20 protein-coding genes are annotated in these 19353 nt (G+C 64.2%); 10 read left to right on the forward strand and 10 right to left on the reverse strand.

Annotation, left to right across the window (positions count from 1 at the left end; all coding sequences use genetic code 11):
- Nucleotides 1-72: 72 nt before the first annotated feature.
- Together PNI01S_RS01845 and uraH are read right to left on the reverse strand one after the other, a co-directional pair.
- Nucleotides 73-1866 carry an ATP-binding protein gene (locus tag PNI01S_RS01845; RefSeq protein WP_084357324.1) on the reverse strand — a complete coding sequence of 598 codons (1794 nt, stop codon included), beginning with the start codon at nucleotides 1864-1866 and terminating at the stop codon, nucleotides 73-75.
- A 163-nt stretch (nucleotides 1867-2029) separates the two neighbouring features.
- Nucleotides 2030-2383: a hydroxyisourate hydrolase gene (gene uraH, locus PNI01S_RS01850; RefSeq protein ID WP_037014064.1), complete on the reverse strand. Its 354-nt coding sequence runs from the start codon at nucleotides 2381-2383 to the stop codon at nucleotides 2030-2032.
- 408 nt (nucleotides 2384-2791) lie between these two features.
- Here uraH and puuE point away from each other — a divergent pair, with 408 nt between their 5' ends.
- From puuE to PNI01S_RS01880, 5 genes are all read left to right on the forward strand, one after another.
- Nucleotides 2792-3727 (forward strand): allantoinase PuuE, encoded by a 936-nt coding sequence (gene puuE / locus PNI01S_RS01855; RefSeq protein WP_024763898.1) that lies wholly within the window; start codon nucleotides 2792-2794, stop codon nucleotides 3725-3727.
- Nucleotides 3724-4239 carry a 2-oxo-4-hydroxy-4-carboxy-5-ureidoimidazoline decarboxylase gene (gene uraD / locus PNI01S_RS01860; RefSeq protein WP_015477806.1) on the forward strand — a complete coding sequence of 172 codons (516 nt, stop codon included), beginning with the start codon at nucleotides 3724-3726 and terminating at the stop codon, nucleotides 4237-4239. The genes puuE and uraD overlap by 4 nt, the downstream gene beginning before the upstream one ends.
- Before the next feature lie 69 nt (nucleotides 4240-4308).
- Nucleotides 4309-4815: an ureidoglycolate lyase gene (locus PNI01S_RS01865; RefSeq protein ID WP_024763897.1), complete on the forward strand. Its 507-nt coding sequence runs from the start codon at nucleotides 4309-4311 to the stop codon at nucleotides 4813-4815.
- A 53-nt stretch (nucleotides 4816-4868) separates the two neighbouring features.
- Entirely contained in the window at nucleotides 4869-6206 is a 1338-nt protein-coding gene (locus PNI01S_RS01870; protein WP_024763896.1) for a urate hydroxylase PuuD, read from the forward strand.
- 374 nt (nucleotides 6207-6580) lie between these two features.
- Complete coding sequence (locus tag PNI01S_RS01880; protein ID WP_024763895.1) at nucleotides 6581-7927, forward strand: nucleobase:cation symporter-2 family protein; 1347 nt, start codon at nucleotides 6581-6583, stop codon at nucleotides 7925-7927.
- Between the two features lie 107 nt (nucleotides 7928-8034).
- Here PNI01S_RS01880 and PNI01S_RS01885 read toward each other — a convergent pair whose 3' ends face one another.
- Both PNI01S_RS01885 and PNI01S_RS01890 read right to left on the reverse strand, forming a co-directional pair.
- Nucleotides 8035-9678 carry a methyl-accepting chemotaxis protein gene (locus tag PNI01S_RS01885; RefSeq protein WP_420902299.1) on the reverse strand — a complete coding sequence of 548 codons (1644 nt, stop codon included), beginning with the start codon at nucleotides 9676-9678 and terminating at the stop codon, nucleotides 8035-8037.
- Nucleotides 9679-9742: 64 nt separating this feature from the next.
- Nucleotides 9743-10084, reverse strand: a complete 342-nt coding sequence (locus PNI01S_RS01890; RefSeq protein WP_084357326.1) for a hypothetical protein — start codon at nucleotides 10082-10084, stop codon at nucleotides 9743-9745.
- A gap of 180 nt (nucleotides 10085-10264) precedes the next feature.
- On the opposite strand from PNI01S_RS01890, the gene dusA reads away from it, so the two are divergent.
- Together dusA and tal are read left to right on the forward strand one after the other, a co-directional pair.
- Nucleotides 10265-11269 (forward strand): tRNA dihydrouridine(20/20a) synthase DusA, encoded by a 1005-nt coding sequence (gene dusA, locus PNI01S_RS01895; RefSeq protein WP_084357327.1) that lies wholly within the window; start codon nucleotides 10265-10267, stop codon nucleotides 11267-11269.
- A 62-nt stretch (nucleotides 11270-11331) separates the two neighbouring features.
- Nucleotides 11332-12252: a transaldolase gene (gene tal / locus PNI01S_RS01900; RefSeq protein ID WP_024763891.1), complete on the forward strand. Its 921-nt coding sequence runs from the start codon at nucleotides 11332-11334 to the stop codon at nucleotides 12250-12252.
- A gap of 65 nt (nucleotides 12253-12317) precedes the next feature.
- Here the strand turns inward: tal and rssC are convergent, their stop codons facing one another.
- From rssC to PNI01S_RS01920, 4 genes are all read right to left on the reverse strand, one after another.
- Nucleotides 12318-12800, reverse strand: a complete 483-nt coding sequence (gene rssC / locus PNI01S_RS01905) for an anti-sigma factor antagonist RssC (protein ID WP_017517513.1) — start codon at nucleotides 12798-12800, stop codon at nucleotides 12318-12320.
- Nucleotides 12797-13981, reverse strand: a complete 1185-nt coding sequence (gene rssB, locus PNI01S_RS01910; RefSeq protein WP_024763890.1) for a two-component system response regulator RssB — start codon at nucleotides 13979-13981, stop codon at nucleotides 12797-12799. The genes rssC and rssB overlap by 4 nt, the downstream gene beginning before the upstream one ends.
- A gap of 181 nt (nucleotides 13982-14162) precedes the next feature.
- On the reverse strand, nucleotides 14163-14867 hold the full coding sequence (locus PNI01S_RS01915) for an MlaA family lipoprotein (RefSeq protein WP_084357328.1): 705 nt from the start codon (nucleotides 14865-14867) through the stop codon (nucleotides 14163-14165).
- Nucleotides 14868-15035: 168 nt separating this feature from the next.
- Nucleotides 15036-15752, reverse strand: coding sequence for a UTRA domain-containing protein (locus tag PNI01S_RS01920; RefSeq protein WP_037014071.1), 717 nt, complete (start codon nucleotides 15750-15752; stop codon nucleotides 15036-15038).
- A gap of 112 nt (nucleotides 15753-15864) precedes the next feature.
- Between PNI01S_RS01920 and pcrP the strand changes: the two genes are divergently transcribed.
- The 3 genes from pcrP (at nucleotide 15865) to PNI01S_RS01935 (ending at nucleotide 17528) form a co-directional block, all read left to right on the forward strand.
- Entirely contained in the window at nucleotides 15865-16608 is a 744-nt protein-coding gene (pcrP, locus tag PNI01S_RS01925; protein ID WP_065085064.1) for an HAD superfamily inactivated hydrolase PcrP, read from the forward strand.
- Nucleotides 16605-17186, forward strand: a complete 582-nt coding sequence (locus PNI01S_RS01930; protein ID WP_024763886.1) for a phosphonate degradation HD-domain oxygenase — start codon at nucleotides 16605-16607, stop codon at nucleotides 17184-17186. The genes pcrP and PNI01S_RS01930 overlap by 4 nt, the downstream gene beginning before the upstream one ends.
- Nucleotides 17187-17264: 78 nt before the next feature.
- Nucleotides 17265-17528 (forward strand): DUF4404 family protein, encoded by a 264-nt coding sequence (locus PNI01S_RS01935; protein WP_024763885.1) that lies wholly within the window; start codon nucleotides 17265-17267, stop codon nucleotides 17526-17528.
- A gap of 70 nt (nucleotides 17529-17598) precedes the next feature.
- On the opposite strand, the gene queF is transcribed toward PNI01S_RS01935, so the two are convergent.
- Nucleotides 17599-18429 carry an NADPH-dependent 7-cyano-7-deazaguanine reductase QueF gene (queF, locus tag PNI01S_RS01940; protein WP_084357329.1) on the reverse strand — a complete coding sequence of 277 codons (831 nt, stop codon included), beginning with the start codon at nucleotides 18427-18429 and terminating at the stop codon, nucleotides 17599-17601.
- Between the two features lie 213 nt (nucleotides 18430-18642).
- Complete coding sequence (locus PNI01S_RS01945; RefSeq protein WP_024763883.1) at nucleotides 18643-19350, reverse strand: copper resistance protein B; 708 nt, start codon at nucleotides 19348-19350, stop codon at nucleotides 18643-18645.
- Nucleotides 19351-19353 lie beyond the last annotated feature (3 nt).

Here is a 19353-nt window from a genome sequence, read left to right on the forward strand (position 1 = left end):
AAGACCCCGGCGATTGCCGGGGTTTTGGTTTCCGTTCGCGGCCTGATCAAATCCTGAACCGCTGTATCGTGATCAGGACGAGGCGTCAGGGACCCTCACTTTGAAACTGAACTCCGTGCCGACGCCCAGGCGACTCTTGACGCTAATGTCGCCCCCCATCAGTGTCACCAGGCTTTTGCACAAGGCCAGCCCCAGTCCAGACCCCCCTTGTCCGATACGCAGCCCATCGAGATCATAGGAAAACGGCTCGAAAAGATGCGCCAACTCGACATCGGAAATGCCAACTCCCGTGTCGATCACATCCACCTGAACCTCTACCATTCCCTGGCCCTTCCCCCTGGCGCAAAGCCGCACAATCACGCTTCCCTGCTCAGTGAACTTGACCGCGTTGCCCAACAGATTCTCCATTATCTGCCGCAGACGTGGCGCGTCGCACCAGACTCGCGGCTGCAGAGCAAGGTCGAAGTTGGTTTCCAGGCTTATTCCCTTGGAGGCGGCAGAGTCGGCTACCGATTCAACCTGACGGGAGACCAGCGTTCGTAAATCGGTCTCTTCCATGTTCAATTGAAGCCGCCCGGATTTGGCCCGATTGAGTAACTGCAGGTCGTCCAGAACATGCAACAGATTGCTGGCCTGCGAGCGGGCGACCAGCAGGGGTTCGCGCCGGCGCCTGGCGTCGTCCTGATTCAGTGCAAGGTCAATCATGGCGACAATGGTCTGGATAGGTCCCTGCATCTCGCTCCCCATCCCCGCCAGGAACTGCGTCTTTCCCCTGCTGATGGATTCAATGCGGGCATTGGCATTGCGCAACGCGCGGACCAGATCATCCTGGTCGGTGATATTGATCGCCCCGCAAATAGCACCCAGCAACGTTCCGGTGCCGTCTCGATACGGCCGCCCCCAATGATGGAATACCCTGCGGCCCTTGACCGTACGCAACTCGACATCCGAGTCGTAAGGTTCGCCTCGCGCAATATTCGCAATCATCCTTTCGCGAAGAAAGTCCCACTCATTGGAGTCGCTAAAAACCCCCAACTCGCCGACCCAACTGCCAACGACGGCCTCCAGGGGCAACCCCAGATAGCTCAACGCCGTTGCATTGCAGTAGCGCACCCGACCATCCAGCCCACGCACGCTCATCGGGTAGGGAAGCGAGTCGATCATGTGGCGCAGAAGCTCGAATTCCCGCTTCTGCTCATCGTCAAGCTCCGATTCACCTCCCCCCTCTTCCTTTGCGCCTCCCTCGACCAGCCCGTGGCGCCGGCCGATATCGACCAGCTCCACCAGCGATTTGGCGTGCAGCTTCTGCATAAGACGCACCTTGTAGGTGCTCACGGTCTTGTCGCTGATGGACAACTGATCGGCGATGGCAATGTTGCTCAAGCCTTGGGCCAGCAATTGCAGCACGCTCAGTTCACGCACCGAAAGGTCCTTGAGCAGACCGCCATGCCCCGCCTCCTCCGCAGCATTCACACTGCCCAGGGCGTGGCTGGGGAAGTAGCTGTGCCCCTGGGCGATGGCTCGCACCGCCTCGCGCACGGCCTGCGGGTCCTCCTGCTTGCTGACGAAGCCGGCAGCGCCGGCCGTCAGGCAGCGGCCGGCGAAATACTCGGAGTCCTGGGAAGTGAGCACCAGCACCTTGACCGGCGACTCCTGGGCCACCAGGCGTTGCAGTACCTCCAGGCCACCCAGCCGCGGAATCGACAGTTCGAGGATCATCAGGTCCGGCTTGCACAGGCGCGCCTGGTGCAACGCATCGGGGCCGTTGTCCGCCTCGCCGACTACCTCGTGCCGGTCCGCCTCCATCATCAGGCGCAGCGCATGGCGGGTAACCGGTTGTTCATCGACGATCAGGATTCTGCTCATGCCACTTCTCACGAATTCGGTATCTCTCCTTCTAGTCCAACTACCGCGTTTGCGCCCATAAAACCCAGGCATATTGCTGAATGACGGGCAAAAAAAAGCCCGCAGTGTGGGCGGGCCGAGGAAGACTCCACGAAGAGTCCGGGGGAAGACCTACGGGCGGGGACTAGCTACCGCGATAGGTGGAATAGCTGTAGGGGGAAATCAGCAGCGGCACATGGTAGTGGTCGCTTTCCGAGGCAATGCCGAAGCGCAGCACGACCTGGTCGAGGAACGCCGGCTTGGGCAGCTCCACGCCACGGGCGCGGTAGTAGTCGCCGGCATTGAACAGCAGCTGGTAGACGCCGGCGCGGAAATCCTCGCCCTGCAGCAGCGGCTCGTCGCAGCGGCCGTCATCATTGGTCACGCGGGTGGCGATCAGCTCGAGCTGCTGGCCCTCGACACGGAACAGTTCGATCTTGATGCCATGGCCCGGGCAGCCGTGGGCGGAATCCAGTACGTGAGTGGTCAAGCGTCCCATGGGCTATCGGTGTCTGACGGCGGCGCCGGCGGACACCTTCCTCCTCTGTCTTGTTGATCGATATCGGCGCACTGCTCCATTGAACAGTACGCGGGTGCTTTTGGTCGGACCGAATATACCCAGCGACATGATCAATTGTATACAAAAAAGTGTTCCATCACGGCAAAAAGCAGCTTTTCCCGAACCTGTACCGGCGTGCAGAAGCAGCCAACCATCAGCCGCAGACTGCGCCATTGCATGGCATCCAGCGCATTCGCAGCAACCGCGGGGGAGGCCGATGGATTGAAACGACCGTTGCGCGGATTGTATTTACAGACCGCCCGACATTTTGTATACAATGCACACATCACGGCAGCGCACGGTCTACCGACCCGGCGCCGACCGCCAACCACAAGAAGGAACACTGCAGTGAGCGCTGACTATCCACGCGACCTGATCGGTTACGGCAACAACATTCCCCACCCGCACTGGCCGAACGATGCGCGCATCGCCCTCTCCTTCGTCCTCAACTACGAGGAAGGCGGCGAGCGCAACATCCTGCACGGGGATGCCGAGTCCGAAGCCTTCCTCTCCGAGATGGTCGCCGCCCAGCCGCTCAAGGGCGAGCGCAACATGTGCATGGAATCGCTCTACGAATACGGCAGCCGTGCCGGCGTATGGCGCCTGCTCAAGCTCTTCAAAAAGTACGACCTGCCGCTCACCGTGTTCGCCGTGGCCATGGCCGCCCAGCGCCACCCGGAAGCGATCCGCCAGATGGTCGCCGACGGCCACGAGATCTGCAGCCACGGCTACCGCTGGATCGACTACCAGTACATGGACGAGGCGCAGGAACGCGAACACATGTTCGAGGCCGTGCGCATCCTCACCGAGCTGACCGGCCAGCGCCCGCAGGGCTGGTACACCGGCCGCCTGGGCCCGAACACCCGCCGCATCGTCCGCGAGGACGGCAACTTCCTCTACGACTCCGACACCTACGACGACGACCTGCCCTACTGGGACCCGGCGAGCACCGCCGAGAAACCGCACCTGGTGATCCCCTACACGCTGGACACCAACGACATGCGCTTCACCCAGGTGCAGGGCTTCAACAAGGGCGACGACTTCTTCGAATACCTCAAGGACGCCTTCGACGTGCTCTACGCCGAGGGTGCCGAGGGCGCGCCGAAAATGCTCTCCATCGGCATGCACTGCCGCCTGCTGGGCCGTCCGGCGCGCATGGCCTCGCTGGAGCGCTTCATCCAGTACGTTAAGGGTCACGAGAAGGTGTGGATCACCCGCCGCGTCGACATCGCCAAGCACTGGCACGAGAACCACCCGTTCAAAGCGCAGGAGAACAAGGCATGAGCCGCTTCCAGACCCTGACCCCGGCCAGCCTCGACCGCGCCGCCTTCGTCGCCACCTTCGCCGACATCTACGAGCACTCCCCGTGGGTCGCCGAGAAGGCCTATGACCTGGGCGTCGACGACAGTCTGAACGACATCGAACTGCTGCAGCAACGCATGGCCGACATCCTCCTGTCCGCCAGCCATGAAGCGCAGCTGGCGCTGATCAACGCGCACCCGGACCTCGCCGGCAAGGCCGCGATCCGTGGTGAGCTGACCGCCTCCAGCACCGCCGAACAGGCCGGTGCCGGTATCCAGGACTGCACCGCCGAAGAATTCGCCCGCTTCACCGAACTCAACGATGCGTACAAGGCCAAGTTCGGCTTCCCCTTCATCAAGGCGGTGAAGGGCAGCAACCGCCACCAGATCCTGGCTGCGTTCGAAGAACGCATCCACAACACGCCGGAGCAGGAGTTCCAGACCGCCCTGGCGGAGATCAACAAGATCGCGATGTTCCGCCTGCAGCAGCTCTGAGCCAGCGGACCTTCACTCCCCCTCCCCTGGGAAGGGGCCCATGCGAATAACGAAATAAGAAGACCAGCCATGCGTACCCTGAAGATCGAGCCATTGACCAAGGAAGCCTTCGCCCCGTTCGGTGATGTCATCGAGACCGAAGGCAGCGACTTTTTCATGATCAACAACGGCTCCACCCGCCGTTATCACAAGCTCGCCACCGTCGAAACGGCGCAGCCCGATGACCAGGCGATCATCAGCATCTTCAGCGCCGAATCCCTGGAGATGCCCTTGCGCATCCGCATGCTGGAACGTCACCCGCAGGGCAGCCAGGCGTTCATTCCGCTGCTCGGCAACCCCTTTCTGATCGTGGTCGCGCCCCTTGGCGATGTACCTGTATCGGGCCTCGTCCGCGCTTTCCTGTCCAACGGCAAGCAGGGCGTCAATTACCACCGCGGCGTCTGGCACCACCCGGTGCTGACGATCGAAAAGCGGGATGACTTCCTGGTGGTCGATCGCAGCGGTTCTGGCAACAACTGCGACGAGCATTTCTTCACCGAGGACGAACAGCTCCTCCTCGACCCCCAAGCAAACTAATAAGAGAGGCCCGCCTGCCGCGACGGCGGCACCCGGGCAAGAGGTAAAAAACTGTGGAAGCACATCTCATCGAATGGCTGAACCTGCTGGTCCGCTGGGTCCACATGATTGTGGGCATTGCCTGGATCGGCGCTTCGTTCTACTTCGTCTGGCTGGAGAACAACCTCAATCGCGCCAACCCGCGCGAGGGGCTTTCCGGTGATCTCTGGGCGATCCATGGTGGCGGCATCTACCACCTGGAGAAGTACAAGCTCGCCCCGCCGAAAATGCCGGACAACCTGCACTGGTTCAAATGGGAGGCCTACTCCACCTGGATGTCGGGTGTCTGCCTGCTGACCATCGTGTTCTACCTGAACCCGACCCTGTACCTGATCGCCCCGGGCAGCGACCTGGCTCCGGCCGCCGCCGTGGCCATCGGCATCGGCTCGCTGATCGCCGGCTGGTTCGTCTACAGCACCCTGTGCGATTCGCCGCTGGGCAAGAAACCCGCCCTGCTCGGCGCCATCCTGTTCGGCCTGCTGGTCCTCGCCGCCTACCTGCTCAGCCAGGTGTTCAGCGGTCGCGGTGCCTACCTGCACGTGGGCGCCATCATCGGCACCATCATGGTGGGCAACGTGTTCCGCGTGATCATGCCGGCCCAGCGCGCGCTGGTTAAGGCCATCGAGGAAGGCCGCGAGCCCGACCCGGTACTACCGGCAAAAGGCCTGCTGCGTTCGCGCCACAACAACTACTTCACCCTGCCGGTGCTGTTCATCATGATCAGCAACCACTTCCCGAGCACCTACGGCAGCCACTACAACTGGCTGATCCTGACCTGCATCGCGGCTCTGGCAGTGATCGTGCGTCACTACTTCAACACCCGCCACGAAGGCAATGGCATGGCCTGGGCCCTGCCCGCCGGCGCCGTCGGCATGATCGCCCTGGCCTTCGTCACCGGCCCGAACTGGCCAACCAGCGACGCCTCCTCTACCGCGCAAGCTCAGAAGATCGAGTACCAGCCGCTGCCGGAAACCGCCGTTGGCGGCAAGACCCCGGCCGAACGCGCCAAGGACGAGGAAGCCGCCAAGGCCGCTGCCGCCCAGCAGGCTCAGGCCGCTCCGACCCAGGCGTCCACCGCCGCGGGCTCGACCGAAGGCTTCGACAAGGTCCATCACGTCATCCAGGAACGCTGCGCCGTCTGCCACTCGGCCAAGCCGACCAGCAATCTGTTCAGTACCGCGCCGGCCGGCGTGATGTTCGACACCCCGCAGCAGATCCAGCAGCTCGCCCCGCGCATCCAGGCGCAGGCCGTGGCTTCGCAGGTCATGCCGCTGGGCAACATCACGCAGATGACCCCGGAAGAGCGCAAGCTCGTTGGAGACTGGATCTCCAAGGGTGCCCAGGTTAATTGAGCCTGCGGCACGGCCAGAAGAACCGCACCTTCGGGTGCGGTTTTTTTATGTCTGTACAAAAGTCCGGCATGGCTCGGCGGGTCCGCGATTGCCATCCGCTGCCCCCTTGAAACAAAAAATGTAGTCCACTCGACCAATGGCTACAGAATTGCTGAAACCAGGAAACACGCGACCTAGAGCCATCCAGCACTGCAGAGACAAAACATGACCGACGAGTTGTATACAAAAATCGATTGAACGTAATACACATCGCGTTTATAAAGTCCCGCACCGCTTCACCCGCTCGGCCCCGGGGGTGAGATCGGCCAGTACTTCCCGGTTGTCGTGCCCGTCCGGCAACCAGCGACTGACAACAATAAAAACCGAGGTGTTGCATGTCCGTGGTAACTGAGCGCTCCCCTACCGGCTCGCCCGTCGACCAGCGTTTGCCCTTGCTGCAGCTGCTGCTGGTCGGCTTCCAGCACGTTCTCCTGATGTATGGCGGCGCCGTCGCCGTACCACTGATCGTCGGCCAGGCCGCCGGTCTCTCCCGTGAAGAAATCGCCTTCCTGATCAACGCCGACCTGCTGGTCGCCGGCATCGCCACGCTCGTGCAATCGCTCGGCATCGGCCCGGTGGGCATCCGCATGCCGGTGATGATGGGCGCCAGTTTCGCCGCCGTGGGCAGCATGGTCGCCATGGCCGGGATGCCCGGTGTGGGCATGACCGGCATCTTCGGCGCGACCATCGCCGCCGGCTTCTTCGGCATGCTCATCGCGCCGTTCATGAGCCGCATCGTGCGCTTCTTCCCGCCGCTGGTAACCGGCACCGTGATCACCTCCATCGGCATGTGCCTGTTCCCGGTGGCGATCAACTGGGCCGGCGGCGGCAAGGCAGCCGCCAACTTCGGCGCCATCGAATACCTCGCCCTGTCCTCCTTCGTGCTGGCAGTGATCCTGCTGATCAACCGCTTCCTGAAGGGCTTCTGGGTCAACGTCTCGGTGCTGATCGGCATGCTGCTGGGCTACATCATCGGCGCCAGCATGGGCATGGTCAGCCTGGACGGCATCGAGCAGCGCCCGTGGTTCGACATCGTCACGCCGCTGCATTTCGGTGCCCCGGAATTCCACCTGGCTCCGGTGCTGTCGATGTGCCTGGTGGTGGTGATCATCTTCGTCGAGTCCACCGGCATGTTCCTCGCCCTGGGCAAGATCACCGAGACCGAAATCTGCCCCAACCGCCTGCGCCGTGGCCTGTTGTGCGATGCCAGCGCGTCGTTCGTCGCCGGCTTCATGAATACCTTCACCCATTCCTCGTTCGCCCAGAACATCGGCCTGGTGCAGATGACCGGCGTGCGCAGCCGCTACGTCACCGCCGCCGCCGCGCTGTTCCTGATCGCCCTGTCGCTGCTGCCCAAGGCCGCCTTCCTGGTCGCCTCGATTCCGCCCGCCGTCCTGGGCGGCGCCGGCATCGCCATGTTCGGCATGGTCGCTGCCAGCGGCATCCGCATCCTTCATGAGGCGGACATCGTCGATCGCCGCAACCAGTTGCTGGTGGCGGTGAGCATCGGGATGGGAATGGTGCCGGTGGTACGCCCGGACTTCTTCGCCGCGTTGCCCCAATGGATGGAGCCGATCACCCATAGCGGCATCGCGATGACCGCGATCTGGGCCGTGGTGCTGAACATCCTCTTCAACATACTCGGCGAACAAGGCCGCGACGCCCTCTGCGGGCATCACTGAAACCCTTTTGCGGGCGCCCCGGGCGCCCGCACCCAAGCCGCGTCCAACTCCTTCGCGGCTTTTTTTCGCCTGCGATTCTTAGTAGGAACGGGCTAGCCCCTGGAGCCTCAGGCTTCCGGCCGGTAGCCCAGGCGCAGGCCGCCCCACTGGCGCCCACGCACGTAGATCGGCACCGAGAGGTCGTGCATCAGCTCGCCGGTATCGCGGCAGTAGGTCTGTAGCAGCATGGGCTGGTTGTGGCTGCCGCAGCGCACCCCGGTGCGGTCGTTGAACAGGCGCTTGCTGCGGCTCTTCAGCATGTCCACCTGCAGGTCGCCGCTGGGCGGATGGCTGAACGCCTGGTTGTGCGTCGGCACGTAACCCTCGGCGGTACAGGCGATGGCGAACACCAGCCCTTCATGGCGTTGCAGCAGGTTTTCCTGGATGCGCGGCAGCACCTCATCGGTGTAACGGTCGAAACGCGTACGGAATTTCTGCGGCCGAGTGCCCGGCATCGGCTGGTAGTCGCGGTCGAACAGATCCTCCGGGCCGATGCGCCCCGTGTCGATATCCGCCTCGAAACGCGCACCGATGGCCTGCGCACCGGCGCGGGCAAGGTCATAGACGCGCTGGTGATAGTCGTCCAGCGCCACCTCAGCCAGGCGCTCGCTGATCATCTCCGCCTGGGTTTCCAACTGCACCGCCGCGTCCGCCAACCGGTGCGTCTGCTCGTCGCTGGCGCGCAGGTCGCCGCGCACCTGCTCGACGGCGGCGAACAGGCTGTCCAGCTGGTTACGGTTGATCTCCGCGCCTTCGGCAATCTCGGTGATCTGGGTCTCCACCGTGGCGGCCAGCCCGGCGATGTCCTGCAACTGCCGGCCAGTACTTTCCACCTGGCTGACGCCCAGGCCCAGGTCATCGGTGAGCTGGCGAATCTGCTCCACCACCTCGCCGGTCTGGCGCTGGATATCCTCGATCATCTGCCCGACTTCGTCGGTAGCCTCGGCGGTGCGTCCAGCCAGGCCGCGCACCTCTTCGGCGACCACCGCAAAGCCGCGCCCATGCTCGCCCGCGCGAGCCGCCTCGATGGCGGCATTGAGCGCGAGCAGGTTGGTCTGGCTGGCGATGGACTGGATCACCTGGGTCACGCGCTGGATGTCCTCGCTGCGCGCATTCAGCGTCTCGATCAGCACGCGGCTGGCACTGGCGCGCTGGCTCAGCTGGCGCATGCAATCGATAGCGGCGTGCAACTCGCTGCGCCCGGCATCGCTGCCGGCGCGGGCGAGCGTGGCTGCCTCCTTCGCCTGGCGGGCCAGGTTCGACGTAGCCCGCTCGGTATGGATCATCACCTCGGCGCTGCCGACAATCTGCTCGGCCGCCACCACCTGGGACTCCAGCTTCTCCACCAGGCGCTGCACCGAGAAGGACACCCCGGCGGCGGACAGCGCATTGCGACTGGTGCCCTGGGACAGCTCGCGGGTCAGCTCCGCGACATCCGGCAGCACCGCCAGCGCACCGGCCGGCGCCGCCCGCTCGGGAACGAACCATGGCCCCCAGAGCAGCACCGCGGCCAGCAGCAGGCACAACGACAACGGCCAGCCGCCCAGCGCCTGGGCGATGAACAGCAGCACCAGGCCGCACGTCTGCAGGGTAAGGATGAGGACGATACGCGGGCGCGCGATATCCATGGCGGCAGCTCTCTTCTGGCGGGCCCTACCGCTGCACAGCGCAGGCACGCTGCCGGGAAGCCCGATTATTCTTGTCAGAGCCATTAGGCCGCCTGCTTCACGCGGCGGCTATCGTTCCTTAGTGGTAGACGAGGCGCTGCTTGAGTCGCTACAGGCAGCTGCGCGCCGCCAGGATGATCGCATCGTCCGGGCTCGGCGAATGGTGGCGATAGAGCACCACATCACTCCCCTTGTCCGCTGCCGTAGCCTCCAGCAACGCCTCGGGGCTATCGCTCGCTGTGGCCGGCATCACCAGCCGGTAGCCAAAGCGGATTTCCTTCACCGACGACGACGAGCGGATCTCCCGCCATTTCGGCAACAGGCAGGTCATATAGACCGAGGGCGACTTGGCGCTTTCCATCCGCAACCCTGGCGCCTCCTCCTTCAGCTTGCCCGGCGAGGAACAGGCCGCCAGCAGGATCAGCGGGAGCATCAGCAATAGGCGTTTCATCGAATGAGATCCTTCTGTCAGGAACCCAGAGGGTAGCAGCTGCGTCGATGCTGACCGCTAGGCCAAGACAGACCGCCCGCCGGTTTCCGTGCGCGGAGCGGGCAACCCCGGTAAAATCTCCGCCCTTTCCGCGGTGCGAACGATTTCGCGCCCCCAAGCGAAGCCAGATACGAAGCACCGATGACCACTGCCGCTCCGACCGCCACTACCCGCCCCGAGCCTTCCCGCCGCTTCAGCGTGGCGCCGATGATGGACTGGACCGACCGCCACTGTCGGTTCTTCCTGCGCCAGCTCTCCAGCCATGCCTTGCTCTACACGGAGATGGTCACCACCGGCGCCATCCTCCATGGCGATGCCGCGCGCTTCCTGCGTCACGACGAGTGCGAGCACCCGCTGGCCCTGCAACTGGGCGGCAGCAATCCGGCGGACCTGGCGGCGGCGGCGAAGATGGCCGAAGCAGCTGGCTACGACGAAGTGAACCTGAACGTCGGCTGCCCCAGCGACCGCGTGCAGAACAACATGATCGGCGCCTGCCTGATGGGCCACCCGGCGCTGGTGGCGGAGTGCGTGAAGGCCATGCGCGATGCGGTATCGATCCCGGTAACGGTCAAGCACCGCATCGGCATCAACGGCCGCGACAGCTACGAAGAGCTCTGCGACTTCGTCGGCCAGGTGCGCGACGCCGGCTGCCGCAGCTTCACCGTGCACGCGCGCATCGCCATCCTCGAAGGCCTGTCGCCCAAGGAAAACCGCGAAATCCCACCGCTGCGCTACGACATCGCCGCGCAGCTCAAGCGCGACTTATCGGAACTGGAAATCGTCCTCAACGGCGGCATCAAGACCCTGGAAGAATGCCGCGAGCACCTGCAGGTGTTCGATGGCGTGATGCTCGGCCGCGAGGCTTACCACAACCCCTACCTGCTGGCCCAGGTGGACGCCGCGCTGTATGGCTCGTCGGAGCCGGCCATCACCCGCGCGCAAGCCCTGGCGCGAATGCGCCCGTACATCGAGCGGCACATTGCCGAAGGCGGCGCAATGCACCATGTGACCCGCCACGTCCTTGGCCTGGCGCAGGGATTCCCTGGCGCACGGCGCTTCCGCCAACTGCTCTCGGTGGACGTTCACAAGACCAAGGATTCGCTGGGGTTGCTTGATCAGGCGGGAGAACTTCTCGCCGGTCACTGAGTCCCGTTGAGTGGCGCATCGGCCTCGGGTAAGGTCGATGCACTCTCTACGGAAGACGCGCCATGACCTCCAAGCTGGAACAACTCAAGCAATACACCACGGTTGTCGCCGATACCGGCGATTTCGACGCCATTGCCCGCCTGAAGCCGGTGGATGCCACCACCAATCCGTCGCTGCTGCTGAAGGCTGCCGCCCTGCCCCGCTACGCCGAGCACCTGGCACGCGCCACCGAAGGCGCGCAGGGTGACGCCGGCCTCGCCTGTGATCGCTTCGCCGTCGCCGTGGGCAAGGACATCCTGGGCGTGATTCCGGGGCGCATCTCCACCGAGGTTGACGCCCGCCTGTCCTTCGATACCGAAGCCACGCTGCAGCGCGCCCATCGCCTGATCGACCTGTATGACCAGCAAGGCATCGGCCGCGACCGCGTGCTGATCAAGATCGCCTCCACCTGGGAAGGCATCCGCGCTGCCGAGCAACTGGAGCGCGAAGGCATCCAGACCAACCTCACCCTGCTGTTCTCCTTCGCCCAGGCCGCCGCCTGCGCCGACGCCGGTGTGTTCCTGATCTCGCCCTTCGTCGGGCGCATCTACGACTGGTACAAGAAGGCCAATAACCGCGACTACGTCGGCGCGGAAGATCCAGGCGTGCAGTCCGTTTCGCGCATCTATCGCTACTACAAGGCCAACGGCTACGACACCGTAGTGATGGGCGCCAGCTTCCGCAACCTCGGCCAGATCGAGCAGCTCGCCGGCTGCGACCGCCTGACTATAAGCCCGGACCTGCTGCAGCAATTGGCAGATGCCCAGGGCGAGCTGCCGCGCGCGCTGCAGCCCGGTGGTGGCGAGGCGCGCCAGGTTCTGGACGAGAGCACCTTCCGCTGGCAAATGAACGAAGACGCCATGGGCACCGAGAAGCTGGCCGAAGGCATCCGCCTGTTCGCCCGCGACCAGGAAAAGCTCGAGGCGCTGCTCGCCAACCGCTGAAAACTGCGGACGAGCAAATGCAAACCGGCGCCCCAGGGCGCCGGTTTGCATTTCAGCTCATCGAATCAGTGGCGCTCGAGCGCGCTCACCAGATCGTGGAAGGCCTCGCGGTTGGTCTCGTTCAGGCCCATCAGGATACGGTGGGCCTCGAGCACCTTGCCGCGCACCACCTCCTCGGACTGGTCCTGGGGAGGCAGATCGGTCAGGCAATCCGAGCACGGAATCGGGCGATCAACGATGTTGAACACCTGATCGAAGCCCATCGACTGCAGCAACCGGGTGATGTCCGCGTTGGTGGTGACCAGCGTGGGCAACAGTCCGACCTTCTGCCGCGAGAGAATCGACAACTTCGCCAGGAGGCCCAGCGTGGTGCTGTCGATGCTCTGGGTTTCCGTGAGATCGATGATGATCGCCGAGAAATTCAACGCGGCGAAGATTTTTTCAATGGTGGCATCCAGCGCCGAACACAGGGTCAGTCGGACTTCGCCCACGAACTTCAGGACGAATGAGCCATCCTGCTCGGCGAACTGGATTTTACCGGTACTCATGCAAGGTTCCTGCTCAACACCAGCAAGGCAATATCATCCGGCATCTCGGACAACTTGGCCAGTCCGAAGACTTGACGCAGGCCATCCAGAGTTCCGCCGGCGGCGACGACCTGCTCGGGCAGTGCCGTCTCCTTTTCTTTCAGCGTAGCTCCCGGAAGGACATCGAGAATGCCGTCCGAGAACAGGGAAAGACTGAAGGATTTGGGAAGATCGAGGACATGATCCTCGTAAGTCGCTTCGTCGAACAGCCCAACCGGCAGGCCTCTGCCTTCCAGGTAACGGGCTTCGCCGTCGACATAGAGCACAGGCAACGGCAGGTGCCCGCCGATGCTGTAGGTCAGGCGGTCGGTATCCAGGTCGATCACGCCGCCGAGCATGGTCACGTGCTTGCCCAGGTTGCAGTTGATCAGCCCGCGGTTGATGTGGCCGAGGACGTCCGACGGCTTGAATTCCGGCAGCATGTCGTTGCGCTTGGACTCGTACAGCAGCCGCGTGGTCATGAACTTCAGCAGCACGGTGACGAAGGCGGACGAGGCGCCGTGCCCCGAAACGTCGGCGAGATAGAAGCCGATGCGGCGGGCGTCGACACGGAAGTAATCGACAAAGTCACCCGACAGATACAGCGACGGGATGATCTGGTGGGAAAACGCCAGTCCTTCGGACTCCCAGGGCGTTTCCGGCAGCATGTTCATCTGCACCTGGCGACCGGCGTTCTGGTCTTCCTGGAGCAGGTTCAGGCTGGCCTGCAGTTCGCGGTTGGCGGTTTCCAGCTTTTCGCGATAGCGGCGGTTTTCCGAGCGCAGGAAGGCGCGGTCCAGGGCACGGCGTACCGAGTGTTCCAGGACGGCAAGGTCTTCCAGCGGCTTGATCAGGTAGTCGGCGGCACCCAGGCGCAGGGCTTCGACGGCATCGCTCATCACACCGGCACCGGACAGCACGATCACCGGGGTTTCCACCGCCATCTCGCTGACGCGACGGATCAGCTCGAGGCCGTCCATCTGCGGCATGCGCAGATCGCAGATCACCAGGTCGGGGAGTTGGTGTTCGAAGACCTTCAGGCCTTCCAGGCCGTTGGTGGCCTGTGTGACCTTGAATCCGCTGTCTTCCAGGTAGGCGGCGAGGCTTTCGCGGACGACGTCGTCGTCATCGATAATCAGCAGCGAGGCACTGGCTTTGTGCATGGGTCATCCAGGCAAACGGCGCCGGGGTTGTGGTTTGGCGCTCATTCTAGGGAACAGCGGCGCGGGTCGGTCGCGACAAGGCGCAGACAGTACTCCCATCCGCTCAAGGGTTCAAGCAGCCGCAGCCCGCGCCACGAAAGGCGGGGGCTGGAGGACAGGAGCGGGCTGCGGGCAAGGCGGATCAGAAGTCGTCTTCGACCTCGCCGTCCTTGACCTTGAACTCGCGGTTCTGCAGGTAGGCGTTGCGTATGAAGGTGTATTTGTCGCCGCTGATCAGCTTCTCGGACTTGAGCAGGTCGGCGCGGGTATCGACCACGTTGACGCCGCGCAGGCTGTTACGCACCGATACATTGTCGATGTAGGGATACGGGCCGGTGTAGGCATCCGGGATCAGCGAAGGCGCATCGCGCAGGGTGCTCGGGCCCAGCAGCGGCAGCATCACGTAAGGGCCGCTGCCCACGCCGTAATGGCCGAGGGTCTGGCCGAAGTCTTCGTCGTTGCGGCGCAGGCCCATGTGGGTCGCGACGTCGATGAAGCCGGCCAGGCCGAAGGTAGTGTTGAACAGCAGGCGGCTGGTGTCGACGCCGGCATCGCGGAACTTCAGTTGCAGCAGGTCGTTGACCAGGTTGCGCACGTCACCGATGTTGCCGAAGAAGTTGTGCACGCCGTCTTGCACGACGTTCGGTGTGACGTACTGGTAGCCCTGGGCCAACGGCTTGAGGGCGTAGGTGTCCAGTGTGTCGTTGAAGGTGAAGATCGGGCGGTTGACGCTTTCCCACGGGTCGTCTTCGCTGGCGGCCTGTGCCAGGTACGGGATCGTGGCCAGACCGGCGGCGGCGAGCAGGCTGAAGCAGCGTTTCGTCCATTGGACGCCTAGTGGGCGCATCGGGAGTTCTCCAGTGAATGTCTTTCGGGCCAGCCATGGCGGCCCCGCTGTGCGGGCAGATTATATAGAGGCCGAAGAGTTTTGCGGACCCGAACCGATCTCGCAGGATTTCGATTTGGATCACGCTCTGCCGTTTCGCTTGCCTTCAACAGAAAGCATAGTGCCACTTCAGTCCGGATACCGTGCGTCGATGACAATTTCCAGTGCATCGGAACGCCAGAACTCCTGGTCCCACTCCACCATCCGGCCACCGTCGACAAAGCTTGCGCGCTCCACGTGCAGTCCTGGCGCGCCCGGCGTCAGTTGCAGCGGTGTCGCCCGCGCAGCCACCAGCGCCGTGGAATGCATGGCCAGCTCGGAACGTGACAGGCTGAGTCCCAGCTCCTCGCGCAGTACGCGGGTAAGCGAGGTGTCCAGACCATGGTCGAGCAACCCGGGGCACCAACTGGCATCCAGGGTGATTTCCTCCAGCATTACCGGGCGTTCGTCGACCCAGCGTCGGCGCAGGATATGAAACACCTCGGCCCCTTCATCCAGCCCCATGCGTCGAGCGATAGCGGGCCCGGCGGTACGGCGTTCAGCCGCCAGCACTTCGGTACGCGGCACCCGCCCCTGGGCCTGAACGTAATCCATGAAGCCCGTGGTACGGGTCGGGTTGTAGCGGATGCGCGGCGGTGAGACGAACCAGCCGCGGCGATTCTCGCGGTAGAGCACGCCTTCTGTTTCCAGCTGTTGCAGCGCCTCACGCAGGGTTACGCGGGTGCAGCCGAAGCGTTCGGCCAGCTCGCGCTCGGCGGGCAGGCGCTCGGTGAGGGTGTCGTTGGCGATGTCCTGCGCCAACTGGTCGCGAATGCGCAGGTAATGGGGCATGGGTTCGACCGGCATGGGTGTCTTCCACAAAAAGGCGCGGCGATTATAACGGGCAGCAGGGGGACTTCATCGGACCGTCACAATGGCTCGCTAGTCTGGCCTAGACCAATTATCAGAAAAGCCCACCATGCCTGCGACTGCCGACCTTCCGCGCTTCACCACCCTGCTGTTCGGACTGTCCGGTGATCTGGTGGACTTCGGCGCAAGGACGCTGCCGGTTGCCCTGCAACGTAGTTGCCCCGATTGTCCGCCGGAGCGCCTGACCTCCGCCCTCGCCCTGCCCCCGCAGCAGGCGCTGGATCTGGCCCTGGGCCACGATGCCGACGCCCCCGAGTGCGACTTGTTCCAGTCGGCCCTGGACGAAGCCGCCCAGGCCCACGCCGAGGTGACGCCCGGCGCGCTGGATGCCTTGCAGTCACTGCACCGGCGCGGTATTCCCTGCGGCTGGCTGGATGAGCTACCCAGGGCCACCACGCTGCATCTTGCTGCCGCGCTGGACGAACACCTTGCCACCGGCCTGGATATCGCCGGCCGCCAGTGGCCGGCGCCAGACTCCTGCTGGCAGGCACTGATGCAGCTTGGCACGCCATTACTGGACGGCTGCGTGCTGGTCAGCGGCCAGCCGCGCCTGCTCCAGGCAGGCCTGAACGCCGGCCTGTGGACCATCGGCCTGGCCGCCAGCGGCCCACTGTGCGGCCAGGCGCCGGGAGACTGGGACGCCCTGGGCAACCTCGACCGCGACCGCCTGCGCGCACAGGCCACGCTGGGCCTGTACCGGCTCGGTGTGCACTCGGTCATCGATCACCTGGGCGAGCTGGACTCCTGCCTGCAGGACATCGCCGGCCGCCGCCTGAAAGGAGAAAAACCATGAAGCACGAACGCCACCGCTTTCTCGACGAGCTGGCCGAGCGCTTCGCCAGCCACGGCGCCGAACCTTACGGTGAGGCCGTCAGCCAGGCCGAGCACGCGTTGCAGTGCGCCACCCTGGCCGAGCGCGCCGGCTGTTCCGACAGCCTGGTGATCGCCGCCCTGCTCCACGACATCGGCCACCTCTATGAAGATCCGCAACTGATCGATGAACAGGACCAGCGGCACGAGGAGTTCGGCGCCAACCTGCTGCGCGAGCTGTTGCCCGAAGCCGTCTGGCAGCCGATTCGCCTGCACGTAGCCGCCAAGCGCTACCTCTGCGCGGTGGACCCGGCCTACCACGCCGGCCTGTCCACGGCCTCGCGGCAGAGCCTGGCGCTGCAGGGCGGGCCGTTCGATGAACGCGGCTCCAGCGCCTTTCTCAACGCGCCCTTCTCCCAGGACGCGCTGACGCTGCGCCGCCTGGACGACCTGGGCAAGGACCCGGCCATGCGCACGCCGGAGCTGGAGCACTTCTTCCCGCTGCTCGAACGTCTCCTGCGCGTTGATCGGCATCAGGCAAGGGTGCGCGCGGCGAGTTAAGCTCAAAGGCATGGCGATGGACCTTTTCCCCGTCGGGCGAGGTCCATCTTTGGGTACGTACCGCAGAAGGACACCACCATGCCGACACAACGCCTCCAGGAAGAACTTCAGGCCCTGCGCGACCAGCTGGAGCGCCAGCCGCCGTTGAACGCGGAGGAGCGCGAATCGCTGCAAGCCCTGATCAAGGACATCGAATTGCAGCTGGCCAACGAAGAGGCGCTGGCCGACGAGACCCTGATGGACAACGTCAACCTGGCCGTCGAGCGCTTCGAGGCGAGCCATCCGACCTTGGCCGGCACGCTTCGCTCCATCGTGCAGAGCCTGGCGAACATGGGCATCTGAAGCTCCCAGACATGAAAAACCCGGCCATGGCCGGGTTTTTTGTATCCGCGATTGACAGGCGCGCCAGCAACTACTGACGCACCAGCCGGCGATTGTCCGGCTGCACGGCTTCGCTGCTGCGGTACGGGTTGATGTCCAGCCCACCACGGCGCACGTAGCGTGCATAGACGGTCAGGCGAGTCGGCTGCAGCAGGCGCTGCAGGTCGAGGTAGATGCGCTCGACGCACTGTTCGTGGAAGTCCTGGTGCTGGCGGAACGAGACGACGTAGGCCAGCAGGCTTGCGGCATCCAGCGCCGGGCCGGCGTACTCGACCACCAGGGTGCCCCAGTCCGGCTGGCCGGTGACCGGGCAGTTGGATTTGAGCAGGTGGCTGTAGAGCACTTCGTCGACGCGACGAGTGTCATCGCAGCTCAGCAGTTCCGGGCGCGGGTGGTCGTAGCTCTCCACCGCAACGTCCAGATCATCGACACAGGTGCCTTCGATGACGGCAACGCCCTCGCCTGCCACTTCGTCCAGGCTGCGTACGCGCACACCGACCGGCGCGCCAGCGGCGGTAGACAAGTCGCGCTCCATCACCGCACGCACGGCTTCGGCGCTGTCGAAGGCGGTCTGGTTCAGCGAGTTGAGGTAGAGCTTGAAGGACTTGGACTCGATGATGTTAGGCGACTGCGCCGGGATCGAGAACTCGCCGATGGCCACCACCGGCTTGCCCGATGCGGTCAGCCAGGACAGCTCATAGCAGTTCCACAGGTCCACGCCCTGGTACGGCAGGGTGTCCGCGGTCAGGCCCAGCTCCGCCCACTTGGTGGAGCGCGAGATCGGGAAGAGCAGCTCCGGCGCGTAGGTGGAGACGTATTCGCTGGATTTGCCCAGGGGCGAGTGTTCGGCGGGATGCTGCATGTGAGGACCTGCTGGATCGACGTTGCGGGCGGTGGCGCGAGGCGGCGAGTGTATACAAATCCGCCTCGCCTTTCAGCAGCCGGCGGACGAACCAGGCCCTTCGCCGCGACACCCGCCCTGCAGGAGCGAGCTTGCTCGCGAACCGTCATGGCGATAACGCCGCCGGGAAATCCGTTCGCGAGCAAGCTCGCTTCTATGAAGAGCAACCTACCCTCAGAACCACATCCGCACGCCCGCGACCCAGTAGCCCTCCTCGTCATCCTCGCCTTCGGCGCGGGCGATGTCGCCGCTGCGGCCATAGGTCTTGCTCCAGACATAGCCGAAATAAGGGGCGAACTCGCGACGGATTTCGTAGCGCAGGCGCAAACCCGCCTCCAGCTCGCTGCCGCCCGCGCCCACGCCGATATCCCGGTCATCGGCCAGCGCCAGGTTGTATTCCAGCGATGGCTCGAGGATCAGCCGCTGGGTCAGCAGCAGCTCATACTCGGTCTCCAGGCGCAGGGATGGATCGCCGCGCTCGCTGAGAAACAGGTTGGCGTCCACCTCGAACCACTGCGGTGCCAGGCCCTGGATACCCAGCACGGCGTAAGTACGTGACGGTCCCGGCTGGTCGTCATGGCGCACACCCACCTGCCAGTCCCAGAAATCCGCGACCATTCGCTGGTAGAGCAGCTGCACCTCATTGTCGGTGGTCGGGCCGCCGGCATCGCGCTCGCCTTCCAGCTTCAGACGGAGCTTCTGGTAATCGGTGCCGTACCAGCCCTGGGCTTCCCAGCCCAGGGCCTGGTCGTTGCCGTGGAAGCGGCTTTCCAGGCGCTGGATCAGCAGCGAGCCCATCGGCATGTCGTCCATCTCGGCACTTTCTGCGGGCAAGGCCAGGCCCAGGGTCGCCGCGCAGGCCACCGTTGCAATGCGTTTCATGGC

It is taken from the genome of Pseudomonas nitroreducens NBRC 12694 (assembly GCF_002091755.1).
Lineage (GTDB): Bacteria > Pseudomonadota > Gammaproteobacteria > Pseudomonadales > Pseudomonadaceae > Pseudomonas > Pseudomonas nitroreducens.